Annotated in this window: 15 protein-coding genes and 1 pseudogene; 10 read left to right on the forward strand and 6 right to left on the reverse strand. The window is 34.6% G+C overall.

Features of this window, described 5'->3' with window-relative positions; all coding sequences use genetic code 11:
* Positions 1-29: 29 nt before the first annotated feature.
* Both ABH961_RS12330 and ABH961_RS12335 read right to left on the reverse strand, forming a co-directional pair.
* Positions 30-782 (reverse strand): AAA family ATPase, encoded by a 753-nt coding sequence (locus ABH961_RS12330; protein ID WP_404519450.1) that lies wholly within the window; start codon positions 780-782, stop codon positions 30-32.
* Between the two features lie 10 nt (positions 783-792).
* Positions 793-1,063: pseudogene (locus tag ABH961_RS12335) on the reverse strand (hypothetical protein).
* Positions 1,064-1,211: 148 nt separating this feature from the next.
* On the opposite strand from ABH961_RS12335, the gene ABH961_RS12340 reads away from it, so the two are divergent.
* Positions 1,212-1,940: a DUF4184 family protein gene (locus ABH961_RS12340; protein ID WP_404519451.1), complete on the forward strand. Its 729-nt coding sequence runs from the start codon at positions 1,212-1,214 to the stop codon at positions 1,938-1,940.
* A gap of 36 nt (positions 1,941-1,976) precedes the next feature.
* Positions 1,977-2,741, forward strand: coding sequence for a CREC-EF hand family protein (locus ABH961_RS12345; RefSeq protein ID WP_048546181.1), 765 nt, complete (start codon positions 1,977-1,979; stop codon positions 2,739-2,741).
* A gap of 46 nt (positions 2,742-2,787) precedes the next feature.
* Here the strand turns inward: ABH961_RS12345 and ABH961_RS12350 are convergent, their stop codons facing one another.
* Positions 2,788-3,219 (reverse strand): DUF3997 domain-containing protein, encoded by a 432-nt coding sequence (locus ABH961_RS12350; protein WP_000758773.1) that lies wholly within the window; start codon positions 3,217-3,219, stop codon positions 2,788-2,790.
* 131 nt (positions 3,220-3,350) lie between these two features.
* Between ABH961_RS12350 and ABH961_RS12355 the strand changes: the two genes are divergently transcribed.
* From ABH961_RS12355 to ABH961_RS12365, 3 genes are all read left to right on the forward strand, one after another.
* Entirely contained in the window at positions 3,351-3,806 is a 456-nt protein-coding gene (locus ABH961_RS12355; protein ID WP_000769076.1) for an RDD family protein, read from the forward strand.
* 181 nt (positions 3,807-3,987) lie between these two features.
* Positions 3,988-4,086, forward strand: coding sequence for a hypothetical protein (locus tag ABH961_RS12360; RefSeq protein WP_000145657.1), 99 nt, complete (start codon positions 3,988-3,990; stop codon positions 4,084-4,086).
* A gap of 64 nt (positions 4,087-4,150) precedes the next feature.
* The gene (locus ABH961_RS12365) at positions 4,151-4,660 is read left to right on the forward strand and encodes an SDR family NAD(P)-dependent oxidoreductase (protein WP_000218424.1); all 510 of its coding nucleotides are present in this window, start codon (positions 4,151-4,153) and stop codon (positions 4,658-4,660) included.
* Positions 4,661-4,726: 66 nt separating this feature from the next.
* On the opposite strand, the gene ABH961_RS12370 is transcribed toward ABH961_RS12365, so the two are convergent.
* Positions 4,727-5,827: an ABC transporter ATP-binding protein gene (locus ABH961_RS12370; RefSeq protein ID WP_098076533.1), complete on the reverse strand. Its 1,101-nt coding sequence runs from the start codon at positions 5,825-5,827 to the stop codon at positions 4,727-4,729.
* A 262-nt stretch (positions 5,828-6,089) separates the two neighbouring features.
* Between ABH961_RS12370 and malL the strand changes: the two genes are divergently transcribed.
* Entirely contained in the window at positions 6,090-7,766 is a 1,677-nt protein-coding gene (gene malL / locus ABH961_RS12375) for an oligo-1,6-glucosidase (protein ID WP_098076530.1), read from the forward strand.
* 40 nt (positions 7,767-7,806) lie between these two features.
* On the opposite strand, the gene ABH961_RS12380 is transcribed toward malL, so the two are convergent.
* A complete protein-coding gene (locus tag ABH961_RS12380; protein WP_098076527.1) occupies positions 7,807-9,567 on the reverse strand; it encodes an alpha-glycosidase in 1,761 nt (586 codons plus the stop codon).
* A gap of 324 nt (positions 9,568-9,891) precedes the next feature.
* Between ABH961_RS12380 and ABH961_RS12385 the strand changes: the two genes are divergently transcribed.
* The 4 genes from ABH961_RS12385 (at position 9,892) to malR (ending at position 14,675) form a co-directional block, all read left to right on the forward strand.
* The gene (locus ABH961_RS12385) at positions 9,892-11,151 is read left to right on the forward strand and encodes an extracellular solute-binding protein (protein WP_000709925.1); all 1,260 of its coding nucleotides are present in this window, start codon (positions 9,892-9,894) and stop codon (positions 11,149-11,151) included.
* Positions 11,152-11,215: 64 nt separating this feature from the next.
* Positions 11,216-12,517 (forward strand): maltosaccharide ABC transporter permease MalC, encoded by a 1,302-nt coding sequence (gene malC, locus ABH961_RS12390; protein ID WP_001194989.1) that lies wholly within the window; start codon positions 11,216-11,218, stop codon positions 12,515-12,517.
* Positions 12,518-13,360, forward strand: coding sequence for a maltosaccharide ABC transporter permease MalD (gene malD, locus ABH961_RS12395; RefSeq protein WP_001022607.1), 843 nt, complete (start codon positions 12,518-12,520; stop codon positions 13,358-13,360).
* A gap of 283 nt (positions 13,361-13,643) precedes the next feature.
* Positions 13,644-14,675, forward strand: a complete 1,032-nt coding sequence (malR, locus tag ABH961_RS12400) for a maltose operon transcriptional repressor MalR (protein WP_048546170.1) — start codon at positions 13,644-13,646, stop codon at positions 14,673-14,675.
* A 4-nt stretch (positions 14,676-14,679) separates the two neighbouring features.
* Here the strand turns inward: malR and ABH961_RS12405 are convergent, their stop codons facing one another.
* Entirely contained in the window at positions 14,680-15,843 is a 1,164-nt protein-coding gene (locus ABH961_RS12405; protein ID WP_000434595.1) for an aminotransferase A, read from the reverse strand.
* Positions 15,844-15,962 lie beyond the last annotated feature (119 nt).

Consider the following 15,962-nt stretch of genomic DNA (forward strand, 5'->3'; position numbering starts at 1 on the left):
AAGAAGCAGCAATCGCTGCTTCTTTTTTATTAAGAATCAAATAAATGATGAAATAATCGATCACGATTTTCAAAGAAAAGTTTTGTCGTTTGGTAATGCTCGGTTTCTTCTAATGTGGATTCATGAATCCCTTCTTGTGTTAAAGAATATATAGTGGATTCAGGATAAGCCATTAAAATAGGAGAGTGCGTCGCGATAACAAATTGTGAACCTTGTTCCGCTAGTTCGTGCATTCGAATAAGCATGGAAAGTTGCCTCATTGGTGATAGAGCGGCCTCAGGCTCATCTAAAATGTATAAACCTTGTCCTGAAAAACGGTTCATAAATAAGGAAAAGAATGATTCGCCGTGTGATTGTTTGTGTAGTGAAATACCACCATATGAGTCAATAACTGGATTCCCGCGTGCTTCTAGATCAGCATCCATCTCATCAATATAAGAAGCAACGTTATAAAATGATTCAGCACGAAGAAAGAAACCGTCGTTTGGTGTATTGAAACTTTTAGAAATTCGAAGGTATTCATGTAAAGATGAATGTGAATCGTTTGTGCTAAAGCGGAAATTCTTCGTTCCACCTTCTGCATTAAATCCTAAAGCGATTGCAATTGCTTCGAGTAATGTTGATTTTCCCGTTCCGTTTTCTCCAATAATGAATGTTACATTTGGATGGAAGGCAAGTGATTGTAAAGTTCGGATAGCGGGTAGACAGTAAGGATATGTGGAAAAACTAGGGATATTTTCTTTTTTTAATGTGACATTTTTTAAAAAGGGTACGTCAATCAATATATAAACCTCAATTCATAACGGATTTTGATTCTAAAAAAGCAGCAAATACAAGGGTAAGACAGCTTGCAAATAGTATTGTATATTGAAGTGCGCCAAAGCCAAGACCTTTCCCAGCCTAAAGTCATTCTCTTCCATATGAAAATAAAAAGAACGCTTATAAAACCAACGAGAGCAGGCATATATTTTATAATTTTTAAGTGCTTCCACAGAAAAAAGCCGATGTATGTAAGTACAAAGAAGATAAGCAGAATGAGAAAAAAGGCAAGTGTTAATGACACGTGAACCTCTCCTTATTTTCTGAATATTTTATGTGGATTATAACATGTAAACTATCATATTCCAATGTGAAAATAAATATTGCATCAAGATCAATTCTCTCGTTATGATAGATGGTATTCTATTGAAGATATGAAAAGGAGTTAAAACATGCCGTTTACATTTGCGCATCCAGCAGCAGTTCTTCCTTTTGTGAAAAAGCGTTCTCAATATATTTCAGTAACGGCTCTTATATTAGGCAGTATGGCGCCTGATTTTGAATATTTTTTACACTTTAGACCGTATGGTGTTATTGGGCATACATGGCTTGGATTCTTATATTTAAATTTGCCACTTGTATTTCTGTTAGCATATATGTATCATTACATTTTAAAAAAGCCGTTTATAACACATTTACCTAAACCATTTACTGGCTATTTTGCATATGCAGTAGATGAGAGGTGGGGGCTTCATACATGGAAGGATTTCTTTGTATTTTGCTATTCTGCTTTATTTGGTATGCTCACGCATGTCGTTTGGGATGCATTTACTCATAATACAGGCTATTTTGTTACGAAGATACCATTGTTACAAAGAGGATTACATAGTATCCCGGTGTATAAATATATGCAACACGGGAGTACATGTGTTGGTTTCTTATTACTATTATACGTACTATGGAAGTATAAAGATGAAACAGGGAAAGATATTATGATAGCTTCAGAAAAAAGGAAGTATTGGATTTCGGCAATCATTTTCGCAGCTCTAGTATTTATCGTTCACGCATTCGTAGATCCCTATTTTCATATTTTCCAAATAGGGGGTATAATAGTATCTGGACTGACAAGTTCCTTTTGTGGAATTCTCATTGTTTCTATAGTCTACAAAGCAAAGGACTAATTTATATTAATGAATGATAGTGTTAGGAGAAATTATATGATGAAAGCATGGAAAAATATTTTTGTTTTATGTAGTTTTCTTCTTATGTTAAGTGGTTGCTTCCATCAAGAAGAAAAGAAAGTTGAACCGAAGAAGAAAGAATCTATTCCTGAAACAAAAGAATATGGTGGGCGTGAGCTGAAAAAAGTAGGACAAAAAGTGAAAGAAACAGGGTGGGGTACTTTTAAGTTAGAACAGATTCAATCTGTAAATCAAACATTTGAAGTAGCACCAATGAAAATTCACATACAAGATGTAAAAGTAATCTCTTTATCGCAGATGAGTAAAGATGCAAAAAATGCATTAAAAGTATTTACGGCATTAACTCCTGAAGAAGTAAAGCGTAGATTAGGAGATAAAGTAAGTCAAGAAGATGCGGAGTTATATGCATCGATAAGTGGTACAGAGATTAGTGATACGATTCGTTACGTTGAAATTACATATAAGGTGGAAAATAGCGGGAATAAAAATATGCAATTTTTCTCTATGAATGATGTTACGATTAATGATAAGCAACATTTTAAAGTAGCAACTCAAAACTTTTTATATGATGAAGATACGCTCGTTGGTACAAAAAATGTATCAAGGGAAGACTATAAGCCTGGTGAAACAAGAGATGGTATTATCGGCTTAATACTTGATGATGGAAAAGAAAAGGTAAAGGATATTAAGTTTACAACAGATAATGTAGTCGCAGCAGATACAGAAACGCAAGATGTTGTAAAAGAGGCACAAACTTTTAATATCTCACTTTCTGAGTAGGGGATTTTTAAAAACATAAAAGAAAAAACAGTCAGCATTAAAAATATTATGCTGACTGTTTTTTCTTTTCTTTTATGTATGAATCTACATTTTGAAAAGGTACCTTAATTTTAAATGCATCTTTTTGTTCATTAAATTGCTTTTCATTATAAGGACCAAAACGTTTATTATGCTTTACGTCAATAATCCAATAATGCTCACTTTTTTTATTTGCAATTGCTCCGTCAGGGTTATTCGGATCTGACTTTTCCTCAATTTGTTTTGCAATAATGTATTTATCATCCCAAGCTATGTCTGTAATTTTTGCAGGAATGTATTGTGTGGCATATACAGCATCTTGCGATGGGAAAAGTTCAAATGCATTTCCAGAAGTACGTATGAGTTCGTATTCATCGTTAATCGTATAAGTTATATGATTTGTATTTCCAGCACAACCGGCTAATAGGAATGCGACGAATAGGATTATCCATTTTTTCAATATGGGAACCTCCTTTACAATGCTGTTGTAACACATTGTACAAGAAAAGTAAGAGAAACGCTAGTTTACAATGTTTTTTAGAAGTGGTACGATGAGACGGGTAAAGAAGGATATGAAGGAGTCGACATAAAATGAAGTTAAAGATGCATCGTCCAGCGCTTGTAATGAATCGCATAGGTGCTTCCCTAATTGACATGTTTTTAATCTCGGTTATGTATGGTGCAGTAGTAGCTATTATGACCGGAAATTATAGTGCTATTTTTAATCGCTTTAATATTAGTTTTGGTGATTATAGATATGATCTCGCAGTAGTTTTTATATTAATGGCGATATATTTTATTTTGGTACCCTTTATTTGGAACGGTGTTACACTTGGTAAAAAGGTAACGAGAATAAAATTAATTTCATTAAAGAGTGAAAAGTTAACATTACAAACATTAATTATAAGATTTTTTGTATTGTTATTACCGAACATATTGCTACTTGGAATTCCGATATTATGTAACGTATATATGATGTTATTCCGCAAAGATAATTGTGGTTTTCAAGATTTAATTACAAAAACAAAAGTGATAAGTCTTGTATAATAAAACAGAGACCTTTTTATACATAAAATAAGAAGGTCTTTTTTAATTATATAAATATATTTTAAAGGATATATAATAAGAAAAAGTTAATCCATATCATTTTTGATTTCAATAGATTGAAAATTAAGAAAATGTTATAATGATTAAAATAATATCTTTATATAATAAGGGGGAAATTGAAATGACTGGGGGTAGCGTAATCTTTTGGGGGATTTTAATTTTCATCGGTTTAGTTTTCGACCAGCGTAATAGTAAGAAAAAAGAAGGAGTAAAAAAGTAATCGCTTACAAATTAATAAGCAACTTTTCTTGCTTGCAGACTAATCTCATAAAGGAGTATACTGAATGACGGTAAGACTTATAGAAGGGGTAATGAAAATGAAGCTTGCAGGAAAAGTTGCTATCGTAACTGGCGGTGGCATCGGTATTGGACGTAATACAGCTCTTTTGTTGGCTAAACAAGGCGCAAAAGTAATTGTGACGGACATTGATCAAGAAAGTGGACAAGCAACAGTGGAGGAAATTACGAATCTAGGCGGAGAAGCACTTTTTGTATCCTATGATATGGGAAAGCAAGGAGATTGGCAACGCGTTATCAGTATTACTTTGAATGCATTTAGTCGCATTGATATGCTTTTTCAAAATGCTGGTTTATATAAAATAGATTCTATTTTTTCTCGCCAACAAGAGAACGATTCCAATGTACTTTGTATTAATGACGTTTGGATAGAGATAAAACAATTAACGTCATCTTTTATGAAACAGCAAGAAGAAGTGGTGCTGAGTGACTTACCGATTTTCGGTATTATTGGCACGAAAGGACAATCATTTCATACAGTAGAAGCCCTGGTATAATAATGAAAACCGCCCTCAAAGTATGTGGACGGTTTTTTTGTATGTTATGTAGAGGAAAATTATTTTTTAACGAATACGTTGTTCAGTTTGACTATCAAAGAAATGCGCTTTATTCATATCAAATGCTAGTTTAATTGGATCTCCAGGTGAAAATGTATGTCTTGCATCAACACGTGCTGCAAAATCTTGATCTCCAAGTTTCATATATAAAATAGATTCAGCACCTAGTAACTCAGCAACTTCGATTTTTGTTGTGAAGGCAGTAGATTGTGAAGCTTCTAAAAATAATAGTTCATCATGAATGTCTTCAGGACGAATACCTAAAATAATGTCCTTATTTACATAGCCTTGTTCACGTAACATCTTCATTTTTCCTTCAGTTACTTTGACTTTTAATGAATTATCTATAACGAAATCGGTTTCAGTCAATTTACCACGGAAGAAATTCATTGCTGGAGAGCCAATAAATCCACCAACGAAAATATTTTCAGGTGTCTCATATACTTCTTTTGGAGTTCCGATTTGTTGAATTTTTCCGTCTTTCATAACAACGAGACGTGAAGCCATTGTCATTGCTTCTGTTTGATCATGTGTTACGTAAATTGTTGTCGTTCCAAGACGGTGATGTAATTTAGAAATTTCTGAGCGCATTGCAACACGTAATTTAGCGTCTAAGTTGGATAAAGGCTCATCCATTAAGAATACTTTCGCGTCTCGAACAATCGCTCTCCCTAACGCAACACGTTGACGTTGTCCACCAGACAACGCTTTCGGTTTTCTATCTAAATATTGTTCCAGTCCTAAAATTTTTGCTGCATCTTTCACACGACGATCGATTTCATCTTTTGGTATTTTTCTAAGTTTTAATCCAAATGCCATATTATCATACACACTCATATGTGGATATAAAGCATAGTTTTGGAAGACCATTGCGATATCGCGATCTTTTGGAGGGACATCATTCATTAGCTTACCATCAATTGAAAACTCTCCTTTTGAAATATCCTCAAGTCCAGCCACCATTCGTAATGTTGTAGATTTTCCGCATCCAGAAGGACCGACAAATACGATAAACTCTTTATCTTGAATGTGTAAATTAAAATCTGTTACAGCTGTTACATTATTATCATATATTTTATAAATGTTTTCTAATTTCAATTCTGCCATGGTATTGCCCCCTAGAAAAAATTATGCAAACGTTTTCTTTGAGTTCATTATAAACTAATAGATTCAAAAAATAAACAAAAAAATAAAACGTTTTCATTTATTAGAGGGATATTAGTAATTTGCGTATGTTTTCTTAGAAAAATAAGAATAAAATTTGTAAGCGCTATTTTAAATTTAGATAGAATCTGTTATCATTCATTAATGAAAACGTTTGCGCCTTAAAAAAGAGAAAATCGAATTATTAATGAAATGGGGTAGCATAATGGAAAAACAGTGGTGGAAAGAAAGTGTAGTATATCAAATTTATCCTCGTAGCTTTATGGATAGTAACGGTGATGGTATTGGGGATCTTCGTGGGATTATTTCAAAGCTAGATTACTTAAAAGAATTAGGGGTTGATGTCATTTGGTTATCACCGGTCTATGAATCTCCAAATGATGATAATGGTTATGATATAAGTGATTATTGTAAAATTATGAATGAGTTCGGAACGATGGAAGATTGGGATGAGCTATTACATGAAATGCATGAACGTAATATGAAACTTATGATGGACTTAGTTGTTAACCATACTTCTGATGAACATAATTGGTTTATTGAATCACGTAAATCAAAAGATAATAAATATAGAGATTACTATATATGGCGTCCTGGAAAAGAAGGAAAAGAGCCGAACAACTGGGGAGCAGCTTTTAGTGGATCTGCATGGAAATATGATGAAATGACAGATGAATATTATTTACATCTGTTTTCTAAAAAACAGCCAGATTTAAATTGGGATAATGAAAAGGTAAGACAAGATGTTTATGAAATGATGAAGTTTTGGTTAGAAAAAGGAATTGATGGCTTCCGTATGGATGTTATTAATTTTATTTCTAAAGAAGAGGGATTACCAGCTGTTGAAACTGAAGAAGAGGGGTATGTTTCAGGTCATAAGCATTTTATGAATGGTCCAAACATTCATAAATATTTACATGAAATGAATGAAGAAGTATTATCTCATTATGATATTATGACGGTTGGTGAAATGCCTGGTGTAACGACAGAAGAAGCGAAAATGTATACTGGGGAAGAACGAAAAGAACTGCAGATGGTATTCCAATTTGAACATATGGATTTAGATTCGGGAGAAGGCGGAAAATGGGATGTAAAACCATGCTCACTCCTTACTTTAAAAGAGAATTTAACGAAGTGGCAAAAAGCATTAGAGCATACAGGGTGGAATAGCCTGTATTGGAATAACCATGATCAGCCACGCGTTGTATCTCGTTTTGGTAATGATGGAATGTATCGCATTGAATCTGCGAAAATGTTAGCGACGGTGCTTCATATGATGAAAGGAACACCATATATTTATCAAGGAGAAGAAATCGGAATGACGAACGTTCGATTTGAATCGATTGATGAATATCGAGATATTGAAACATTAAATATGTATAAGGAAAAAGTGATAGAGCACGGTGAAGATATAGATAAAGTAATGCAGTCTATTTATATAAAAGGCCGAGATAATGCTAGAACACCGATGCAGTGGGATGATAAAGATCATGCTGGATTCACAACAGGTGAGCCTTGGATTACGGTAAACCCTAATTACAAAGAAATCAATGTGAAACAAGCGATCCAAAATAAAGATTCAATTTTTTATTACTATAAAAAATTAATTGACCTACGCAAAAATAATGAAATAGTTGTGTACGGATCATATGATTTAATATTAGATAATAATCCTTCTATTTTTGCATACGTAAGAACATATGAAGAAGAAAAACTTCTTGTTATTGCAAACTTTACGGCGGAAGAATGTGTATTTGAATTGCCTAAGGACATTAGTTATAGTGAATTAAAGTTATTAATACACAATTACGACGTAGAGAGTGGATCGATAGATAACATTGTATTACGTCCATATGAAGCGATGGTATTTAAATTAAAATAAGAAAAATCCTTATGCCACACCTTGGCATAAGGATTTTTTATTACCATTTTAAGATTGAGAATCCATATGGAGGAAGTGTAACTTGTAATACACTTGCTTCCGCTGAAAATTCTTCGTTTGTATAAATGTTAATAATTTTCTTTCCAGTAACATGGAGAGGGAGTGAAGCTGTAACATCACTGTTAGTCGGATTTAAAACGAAAAAGATAGTTTCATCTTCATATGTTTTCGTATAAGAAATATAATTATGTTCATCATTTGCTTCGATGAATTGGAAAGTACCATGTCCTCCAAATGCTTTATATTGCTTTCGTAATGAAATTAATGTTTGTATATGTGTAAATAATAGATGATCTTGTTCTTTCGTATCCCAAACCATACATTTGCGACAATCTGGGTCCATACCACCGTCCATACCAATTTCGTCTCCATAATAAATACAAGGAGAGCCGATGAAGGAAAGATGGAATACATAAAGTAACTGTAACTTATTTTTATCTCCGTTACATGTTGTCAATATTCTTGGTGTATCATGACTGTCTAATAAATGAAACGCTGCTTCATTTACATTCATAGAGTAGGAATGTAGAGATTCTGTAATTTGTTTCATAAATTCATTTGCTTTAATGGAATCATTAGCAAAGTAAGACAGTAGAGCGTTTGTAACAGGGTAGCTCATTACAGCATCAAATTGATCTCCTTGTAGCCATGGAAGTGCATCGTGCCAAATTTCTCCTAAAATATATACTTCAGGATTTAATGCCTTTATCTCACTTCGGAATTCTCTCCAAAAGCTGTGGTCTACTTCATTTGCTACATCAAGGCGCCAACCGTCTATATTGAATTCTCTTACCCAATAACGCCCTACTTCAAGTAAGTATTCTTTTACATCTGGGTGTGCTGTATTTAATTTAGGCATATACGGTGTAAACGCGAAAGTATCATAATTCGGGAGTGGCTCCGTTACAATTGGAAATTCATGAATATGGAACCACTCTTTATAAGCAGACTTCTCACCGTTTTCTAGTACGTCTTGGAATTTATCGAAAAAGTATCCACTATGATTAAACACGGCATCGAGCATTACTTTTATACCGTGTGTATGACATGCCTGAACGAGTTCTTTGAACGTTTCTTTCGTCCCGAATTGCGGATCGATTTCCATGTAGTCAATTGTGTCATATTTATGGTTTGAATGTGCTTTGAAAATAGGTGTGAAGTATATTCCCGAAATTCCAAGCTTAACAAGGTAATCGAGGTTTTGAATAATACCAGCAAAATCTCCGCCGAAAAAATTAGTTGGAGTTGGCTCAGCGCTTCCCCAAGGAAGAGTGTTTTCTGGATTTAGTGCACGATCTCCATTAGCGAACCGTTCTGGGAAAATTTGATACCAAACGGTGTCTTTAATCCAAGTAGGTGCTTGAAACACATCATTTGCATGAATAAATGGCAAACAGAAAAAGTTACCAACGTCATCATTTGGAATACTGGAAAAAAATCCTCGCTCTGCATAAATAAGCGTTTCTGTATCATTTTTTAATTCGAATCCATAACGTAAGCGCTTAAATTTAGGCTCGATGGAAATGGACCAATAATCAAACAATGCAGTAGAACCAGTTTTTTTCATCGATGTGCTTGATGTAATCCACTTCTCGTCTTTCCAATCATAAGGATCACCATAAATAAGAGTGGCATTTTGAACATCGTCTCTTTTCGTACGTATTCGGATGTGAATTGTTTTTTCATCGTAAGCGTAAGCGTAATTATCTTTTGGCCTATGATAAATGGCTTCTTTAAGCATATAGAAAATCCCCCTTTAATATCTCCATGCATATTGTTCCCTTAAGTATAATAATAAAGCATATGTTGCAAACGATTGCCTTTCTGTTAGCTTTAATATTGCTTATAAGAGTAGTATTCATTACATATAAAGTCAATGTATAAAGAGAATAATGATATTATTTTTTAAATTAATATTTGCAAAATGAATAAAAGAATGTATAATGATAGACAAATAGCGCAAACGTTTTCATAGATTGAGATATTGTTTGCGCTTCTATTAAACCATTTAATGCAAACGTTTTCAATTAGTAAGGTGCATATACAATTTAGGGAGGTTTTTGGGATGAAGAAAGCATTATCATTATTAACGGTTTCAGCATTATCAATTGGTATGTTATCTGCATGTGGACCGAAAGATTCAGGGAAGAAAGAAGAAAGTAAAGCGAAGAAAGATTACGACCTTCTCGTTTGGGAAGATGATAAAAAAGGTGTTGGTTTAGAACCAGCAGTGAAAAGTTTTGAGGAAAAATATAAAGTAAAAGTAAAAGTCGTTGAAATGCAAATGACAGATCAAGTGAAGAAGTTACGCCTTGATGGACCAGCGGGGACGGGACCAGATGTTGTAACATTGCCACATGATCAAATTGGAAACGCAGTAACAGAAGGTTTACTTTCTGAAGTGAAAGCTGATGATGCTGTGAAGAGCAGATTTACTGAATCATCAATAGAAGCACAGACATATAACGGGAAATTATATGGTTTACCAAAAGCAATTGAGACACCAGTCTTTATTTACAATAAAAAATTAATGCCAAAAGCACCAGAAACGATGGACGAGCTGTTTAACTTCTCAAAAGAATTTACGAAGGATGGCAAGTATGGATTTTTAACACTAGGAGATAACTTCTACTTTGCTAATGCATTCATGGCAGGTATGGGTGGTTATGTGTTTGGTGAAAAAGATGGAAAGCCAAATGCAAGTGATGTTGGATTAAATAATAGTGGGGCAGTACAAGGTGCTGAATATCTTCAAAAATGGTACAAAGAAAAGTTATTCCCGAAAGGTATTATCGGTGAATCGGGTGGACCTGCTGCTGATGGACTATTTAACGAAGGAAAAGCAGCATCTATCATGAATGGTCCATGGGCGTTCCAAGCAATGGAAAAGAACGGAATTGATTATGGCGTTGCTCCAATGCCGAAATTACCAAACGGTCAACCAATGAAAACATTTGTTGGGGTTAAAGGGTGGCATGTAACAAGTTTCTCTAAACAAAATGATTTAGCTACAAAGTTCACTGAATGGGTAACAAATGAAGAGAACGCAAAAATTCGATTTGAGAAAACAAAAGAAATTCCTCCAGTAAAAGCAGTAATGGAAGATCCAATCATTAAAGATAATGAAGCTGCAAAAGCAGTTGCAACACAATCTGAAAATGGAATTCCAATGCCGAACATTCCAGAAATGCAAGAAGTATGGAAACCAGCTGGAGATGCGCTTCAATTAGTTGTTACGGAAAAAGAGGCACCAAAAGCAGCACTTGACAATGCAGTGAAGCAAATTAAAGGTAATATTGAGGCAAATCATAGTAAGAAAAAATAAGGTGAAATTCGTGCCTCTCATATGAGGGGCACGAATTCTCTCCCAGAAAAAAGGGGGAAGGAACATGCAAACATCTATGGAACCAGCAAATGGTTTAAACGGTTCAAAGCATAGGAAAATGGCAACCATGTTATCTATCATTCCAGGCGTGGGCCAAATGTATAATAAGCAATTTGTAAAAGGGCTTATTTTTCTAGTATTAACAGGTTCATTTATTGTAGCCTTTGCTGATTTATTAAATATGGGATTATGGGGAATTGTAACGCTAGGTACAGAAGTTCCACGTGATCATTCTGTCTTTCTATTAGTAGAAGGAATCTTGGCACTCATCGTCATCGTTTTTGGACTCGGAATATATGCATTTAATTTATATGATGCATACCAAAACGGGAAGAAACGTGATATAGGAACACCTTTAAACTCTGTAAAAGAGCAATACCGTAATTTACTAGATCAAGGTTTTCCATATTTAATGGTTTCACCAGGTTTTCTATTACTTATCTTTGTAGTTGTATTTCCAATCATCTTCGTAATTTTAATTGGATTTACGAATTATGATTTATACCACTCTCCTCCAGCTAAATTAGTAGATTGGGTGGGCTTCAAAAACTTTATTGATATCTTTACATTACCGATGTGGAGAGAGACATTTTTAAGCGTATTTTCTTGGACTGTCATTTGGACATTCGTTGCAACGACATTACAAGTTGCGCTTGGTATTTTCTTAGCGATTATCGTAAATCAGCCTGGTATTAAAGGGAAGGCAATTATTCGAACAATCTTCATTTTACCGTGGGCGGTTCCAGCATTCGTATCTATTCTTGTTTTCTCTGGTATGTTTAATGAGACATTTGGAGCAATTAACAATCAAGTATTAGCTTTATTTGGAATTGAAAAGATTGCTTGGATGACAGATCCATTTTGGGCAAAAATTGCTTTAATTATGATTCAAACGTGGCTTGGATTCCCGTTCGTCTTTGCAATGACAACAGGTATACTGCAATCGATTCCAGGGGAGTTATATGAAGCTGCTACAGTAGATGGAGCTACAGCTTGGCAACAGTTTCGTAAAATTACATTGCCACTTGTTCTATATGCAACAGCACCAATATTAATTACACAATATACGTTTAACTTTAATAACTTTAGTATCATCTATCTATTTAACGGCGGAGGTCCTGCTGTAGCTGGACAAGACGCAGGTGGAACAGATATTTTAATTTCATGGATTTATAAGTTAACGATGACTTCGGCGCAGTACGGGAAAGCGGCAGCTCTTACAATGATCTTATCGTTAATCGTTATTACAGTTGCGTTATGGCAATTTAAGAGAACAAAATCATTCCAAGAAGAGGATATGATGTAAATGAATATTAAAAGACAAAAGATGTTACGTCTCTCATTAAGTTATCTCGTTATTTTCGTAATGTGTGCCATCATTTTCTATCCATTATTATGGATTATTGGCTCATCGTTTAATCCGGGTGATAGTTTATCTGGATCAAGTATTATTCCGCAAAATGCAACGTTAGATCATTATCGTAAGTTATTAGATTTAGAGAATAGTAATTATTTACTATGGTATAAAAACACATTAAAAGTAAGTGTTATAACGATGATTTTCTCAGTGTTAGCAATTAGTTTTACTGCTTATGCATTTTCAAGATACCGTTTTGTTGGAAGAAAAAATGGTTTATTAACATTTTTAATTCTGCAAATGATTCCAAACTTTGCGGCGCTAATCGCTCTATACGTATTAGCACAGTTAACAGGGTTAATCGATACGCACCTTGCATTAATTTTAATTTATGTAGGCGGGGCAATTCCAATGAATACATGGCTTATGAAAGGATATTTTGATACGATTCCGAAAGAATTGGATGAGTCAGCTCGTATGGATGGGGCAGGACATTTCCGTATTTTTTGGCAAATCATTATGCCACTTGCAAAGCCAATCGTAGCGGTTGTGGCGTTATTCACTTTCATCGGTCCATTTACAGATTTCATTTTAGCGAGTGTTATTTTGCGCACACCAGAAAATTATACGTTAGCAGTTGGGTTATATGAAATGGTAGCGAAGAAATTTGGTAATGAATTCACAACGTTCGCAGCGGGTTCAGTATTGATTGCAATCCCAATTTCAATTTTATTCCTATCATTACAAAAATACTTTATATCTGGTTTAACTGCTGGAGGTACGAAAGGATGAAAAATGGGACATTATGTCCCATTTTTCTTTTCATCTCCCTATAAAAAGCTTTATAGGGAGATGAAAAGAGATTTGACATCACATATGAAAAGAAGTGAAATAAATAGTATATTATAGTATAGGAAAAAAGAGCTATATCCCTTACAATACATGGAGAGGGAGAATATGATAGGTATTACAAGATAGAATCAATGAAAGTTTATGATTGCTCCTATTACTTGCAACGGGTGCAAGATTAAAATATATAACAAAATGGCAGAGAAGTGAGAGGAGGGGGATTTTTATGACAGTTACAATTAAAGATGTGGCGAAGAAGGCGAATGTAGCACCATCTACCGTTTCTCGTGTAATTGCTGATAATCCAAGTATAAGTGAAAAAACAAAGCGTCGTGTTCGGAAAGTAATGAGTGAACTAGGGTATCATCCCAATTTAAACGCAAGAAACCTAGCTAACCAAACAACAAAAACACTTGGTCTTGTTATGCCAAGTTCTGCAAGTAAAGCTTTTCAAAATCCGTTTTTCCCAGAAGTTATAAGAGGGATTAGTTCATTTGCACATGTGGAAGGGTATGCGCTTTATATGTCGACAGGTGAGACGGAAGATGAAATTTTTAATGGTGTTGTAAAGATGGTACAGGGGCGCCAAATTGGTGGCATTATTCTTTTATATTCAAGAGAGAATGATCGGATTATTCAATATTTGCATAAACAAAATTTCCCGTTTGTTTTAATTGGGAAACCGTATGATCGAAAAGATGAAATTACATATGTAGATAATGACAATTATACAGCTGCAAGAGAAGTAGCAGAATATTTGATTTCATTAGGTCATAAACAAATCGCGTTCATCGGCGGTGGATCAGATTTACTTGTAACGAGAGATCGTTTGGCTGGTATGAGTGATGCTTTAAAATTAGCGGACATTGTATTACCAAAAGAGTATATTTTACATTTTGATTTTTCGAGGGAAAGTGGTCAACAAGCCGTTGAGGAGTTAATGGGACTACAGCAACCACCGACAGCAATTGTGGCAACTGATGATTTAATTGGACTTGGTGTGTTAAGTGCTCTTTCTAAAAAAGGATTCGTTGTACCAAAGGATGTTTCCATTATAAGCTTTAACAATGCTTTATTATCAGAAATTGCGAGTCCGCCACTTTCGACAGTTGATGTGAATATTTATCAACTAGGATATGAGGCAGCAAAAGCTTTAGTGGATAAAGTAGAGAATGCAGAGTCTACTGCAAAGTGTATTATTATTCCTCATAAATTACTAAAGCGCCAAACTTGCGATCATTATGCAACAAAAAGCTAAGAGTTTAACTCTTAGCTTTTTGTTGTAGAAAGGCCTCTAATCGATCACAGCCTTCTTTTAAAGTTTCAATACTATACGCATAGGACAAGCGAAGATAGCCTTCACCATATTCAGAAAATGCAGTTCCAGGAACGACAGCTAGTCCAGCTTCTTTGACAAGGTCAAGTGCAAAATCAAATGATGAAGATGTTAAATGACCAACATATGGGAATAAGTAAAATGCACCTGTTGGCTTTTCAACTGTTAAGCCCATTTGAATGAGTCGATTATATACATAATCGCGGCGTTTCTTGTATTGATGACGCATCATTTTTGGTGCATCTTTAGCAGCTGTTAATGCTTCAATTGCAGCATATTGAGCGATTGAAGTAGCACACGTTACGTTATATTGATGAACTTTTAGTATATGTCCTGCTAAATAGCTTGGTGCGAATAATAGACCGATACGCCAGCCAGTCATAGAATGAGATTTTGATAAACCGTTAATGACGATAGTCTTTTCACGCATTTCTGGGAAATGAGCGATAGATGTATGCTTTTGTTCATATACAAGTTCGCTATAAATTTCATCAGAAAGGACGAAAATATTTTTATCTTTTAAAACAGTTACAATATCCTGTAATTCTTCTTTTGATAAAGTTACACCAGTTGGATTAGAAGGATACGGCAGTACGACGCATCTTGTTTTTTCTGTAATAGCATTTTCTAGCGCTTCGGCTGTTAAACGGAAGCCAGTTTCACGAACATCGATAAAAATAGGTGTAGCACCGCATAATCGAATAATTGGTTCGTATCCTGGATAAATAGGGGCAGGTAAAATAACTTCTGTTCCTGGCTCTAAAATCGTTCGGAATGCAATATCAATTGCTTCACTAGCACCGATTGTAACGATGGTTTCGTTTTCAGGTGAATACTGTAAATCGTAGTTATCTTTTACAAAGTTACAAGCTGCCTTGCGTAATTCTAGTAAACCAGCGTTATGTGTATAGCTTGTATAATTTTCTGTAATAGCCCGTTTTGCCGCTTCTTTTACGAGAGAAGGCGTAGGGAAATCGGGTTGTCCAATTGTTAAAGAGATAAGATTATCATAGTTTTGAATCATGTTAGAGAATTGACGGATTCCAGAAATTTGGATGTCTTTCACTCTAGGATTAATGAATTGTTCCATTGTATCTCCCTTTCTTCCGTTTGAAAATTAAGTTCATTTTAACATATTTTCTATGATTTCGCTTGCGTATATGTTATGTAGAAAGAGAGGGGTAATAGAAAAAAAGCCGCTGTAAGCGA

The organism is Bacillus sp. RC251 (genome assembly GCF_044908765.1).
Taxonomy (GTDB): domain Bacteria; phylum Bacillota; class Bacilli; order Bacillales; family Bacillaceae_G; genus Bacillus_A; species Bacillus_A wiedmannii.

Excerpts from the sequence above, each read along its gene's own strand:
- malR (WP_048546170.1), top strand. The coding sequence starts at position 13,644 with ATGACAGTTACAATTAAAGATGTGGCGAAGAAGGCGAATGTAGCACCA.
- ABH961_RS12360 (WP_000145657.1), top strand. The coding sequence starts at position 3,988 with ATGACTGGGGGTAGCGTAATCTTTTGGGGGATTTTAATTTTCATCGGT.
- malL (WP_098076530.1), top strand. The coding sequence starts at position 6,090 with ATGGAAAAACAGTGGTGGAAAGAAAGTGTAGTATATCAAATTTATCCT.
- ABH961_RS12385 (WP_000709925.1), top strand. The coding sequence starts at position 9,892 with ATGAAGAAAGCATTATCATTATTAACGGTTTCAGCATTATCAATTGGT.
- ABH961_RS12405 (WP_000434595.1), bottom strand. The coding sequence starts at position 15,843 with ATGGAACAATTCATTAATCCTAGAGTGAAAGACATCCAAATTTCTGGA.
- ABH961_RS12370 (WP_098076533.1), bottom strand. The coding sequence starts at position 5,827 with ATGGCAGAATTGAAATTAGAAAACATTTATAAAATATATGATAATAAT.
- ABH961_RS12380 (WP_098076527.1), bottom strand. The coding sequence starts at position 9,567 with ATGCTTAAAGAAGCCATTTATCATAGGCCAAAAGATAATTACGCTTAC.
- ABH961_RS12365 (WP_000218424.1), top strand. The coding sequence starts at position 4,151 with ATGACGGTAAGACTTATAGAAGGGGTAATGAAAATGAAGCTTGCAGGA.
- malD (WP_001022607.1), top strand. The coding sequence starts at position 12,518 with ATGAATATTAAAAGACAAAAGATGTTACGTCTCTCATTAAGTTATCTC.
- malC (WP_001194989.1), top strand. The coding sequence starts at position 11,216 with ATGCAAACATCTATGGAACCAGCAAATGGTTTAAACGGTTCAAAGCAT.
- ABH961_RS12345 (WP_048546181.1), top strand. The coding sequence starts at position 1,977 with ATGATGAAAGCATGGAAAAATATTTTTGTTTTATGTAGTTTTCTTCTT.
- ABH961_RS12355 (WP_000769076.1), top strand. The coding sequence starts at position 3,351 with ATGAAGTTAAAGATGCATCGTCCAGCGCTTGTAATGAATCGCATAGGT.
- ABH961_RS12340 (WP_404519451.1), top strand. The coding sequence starts at position 1,212 with ATGCCGTTTACATTTGCGCATCCAGCAGCAGTTCTTCCTTTTGTGAAA.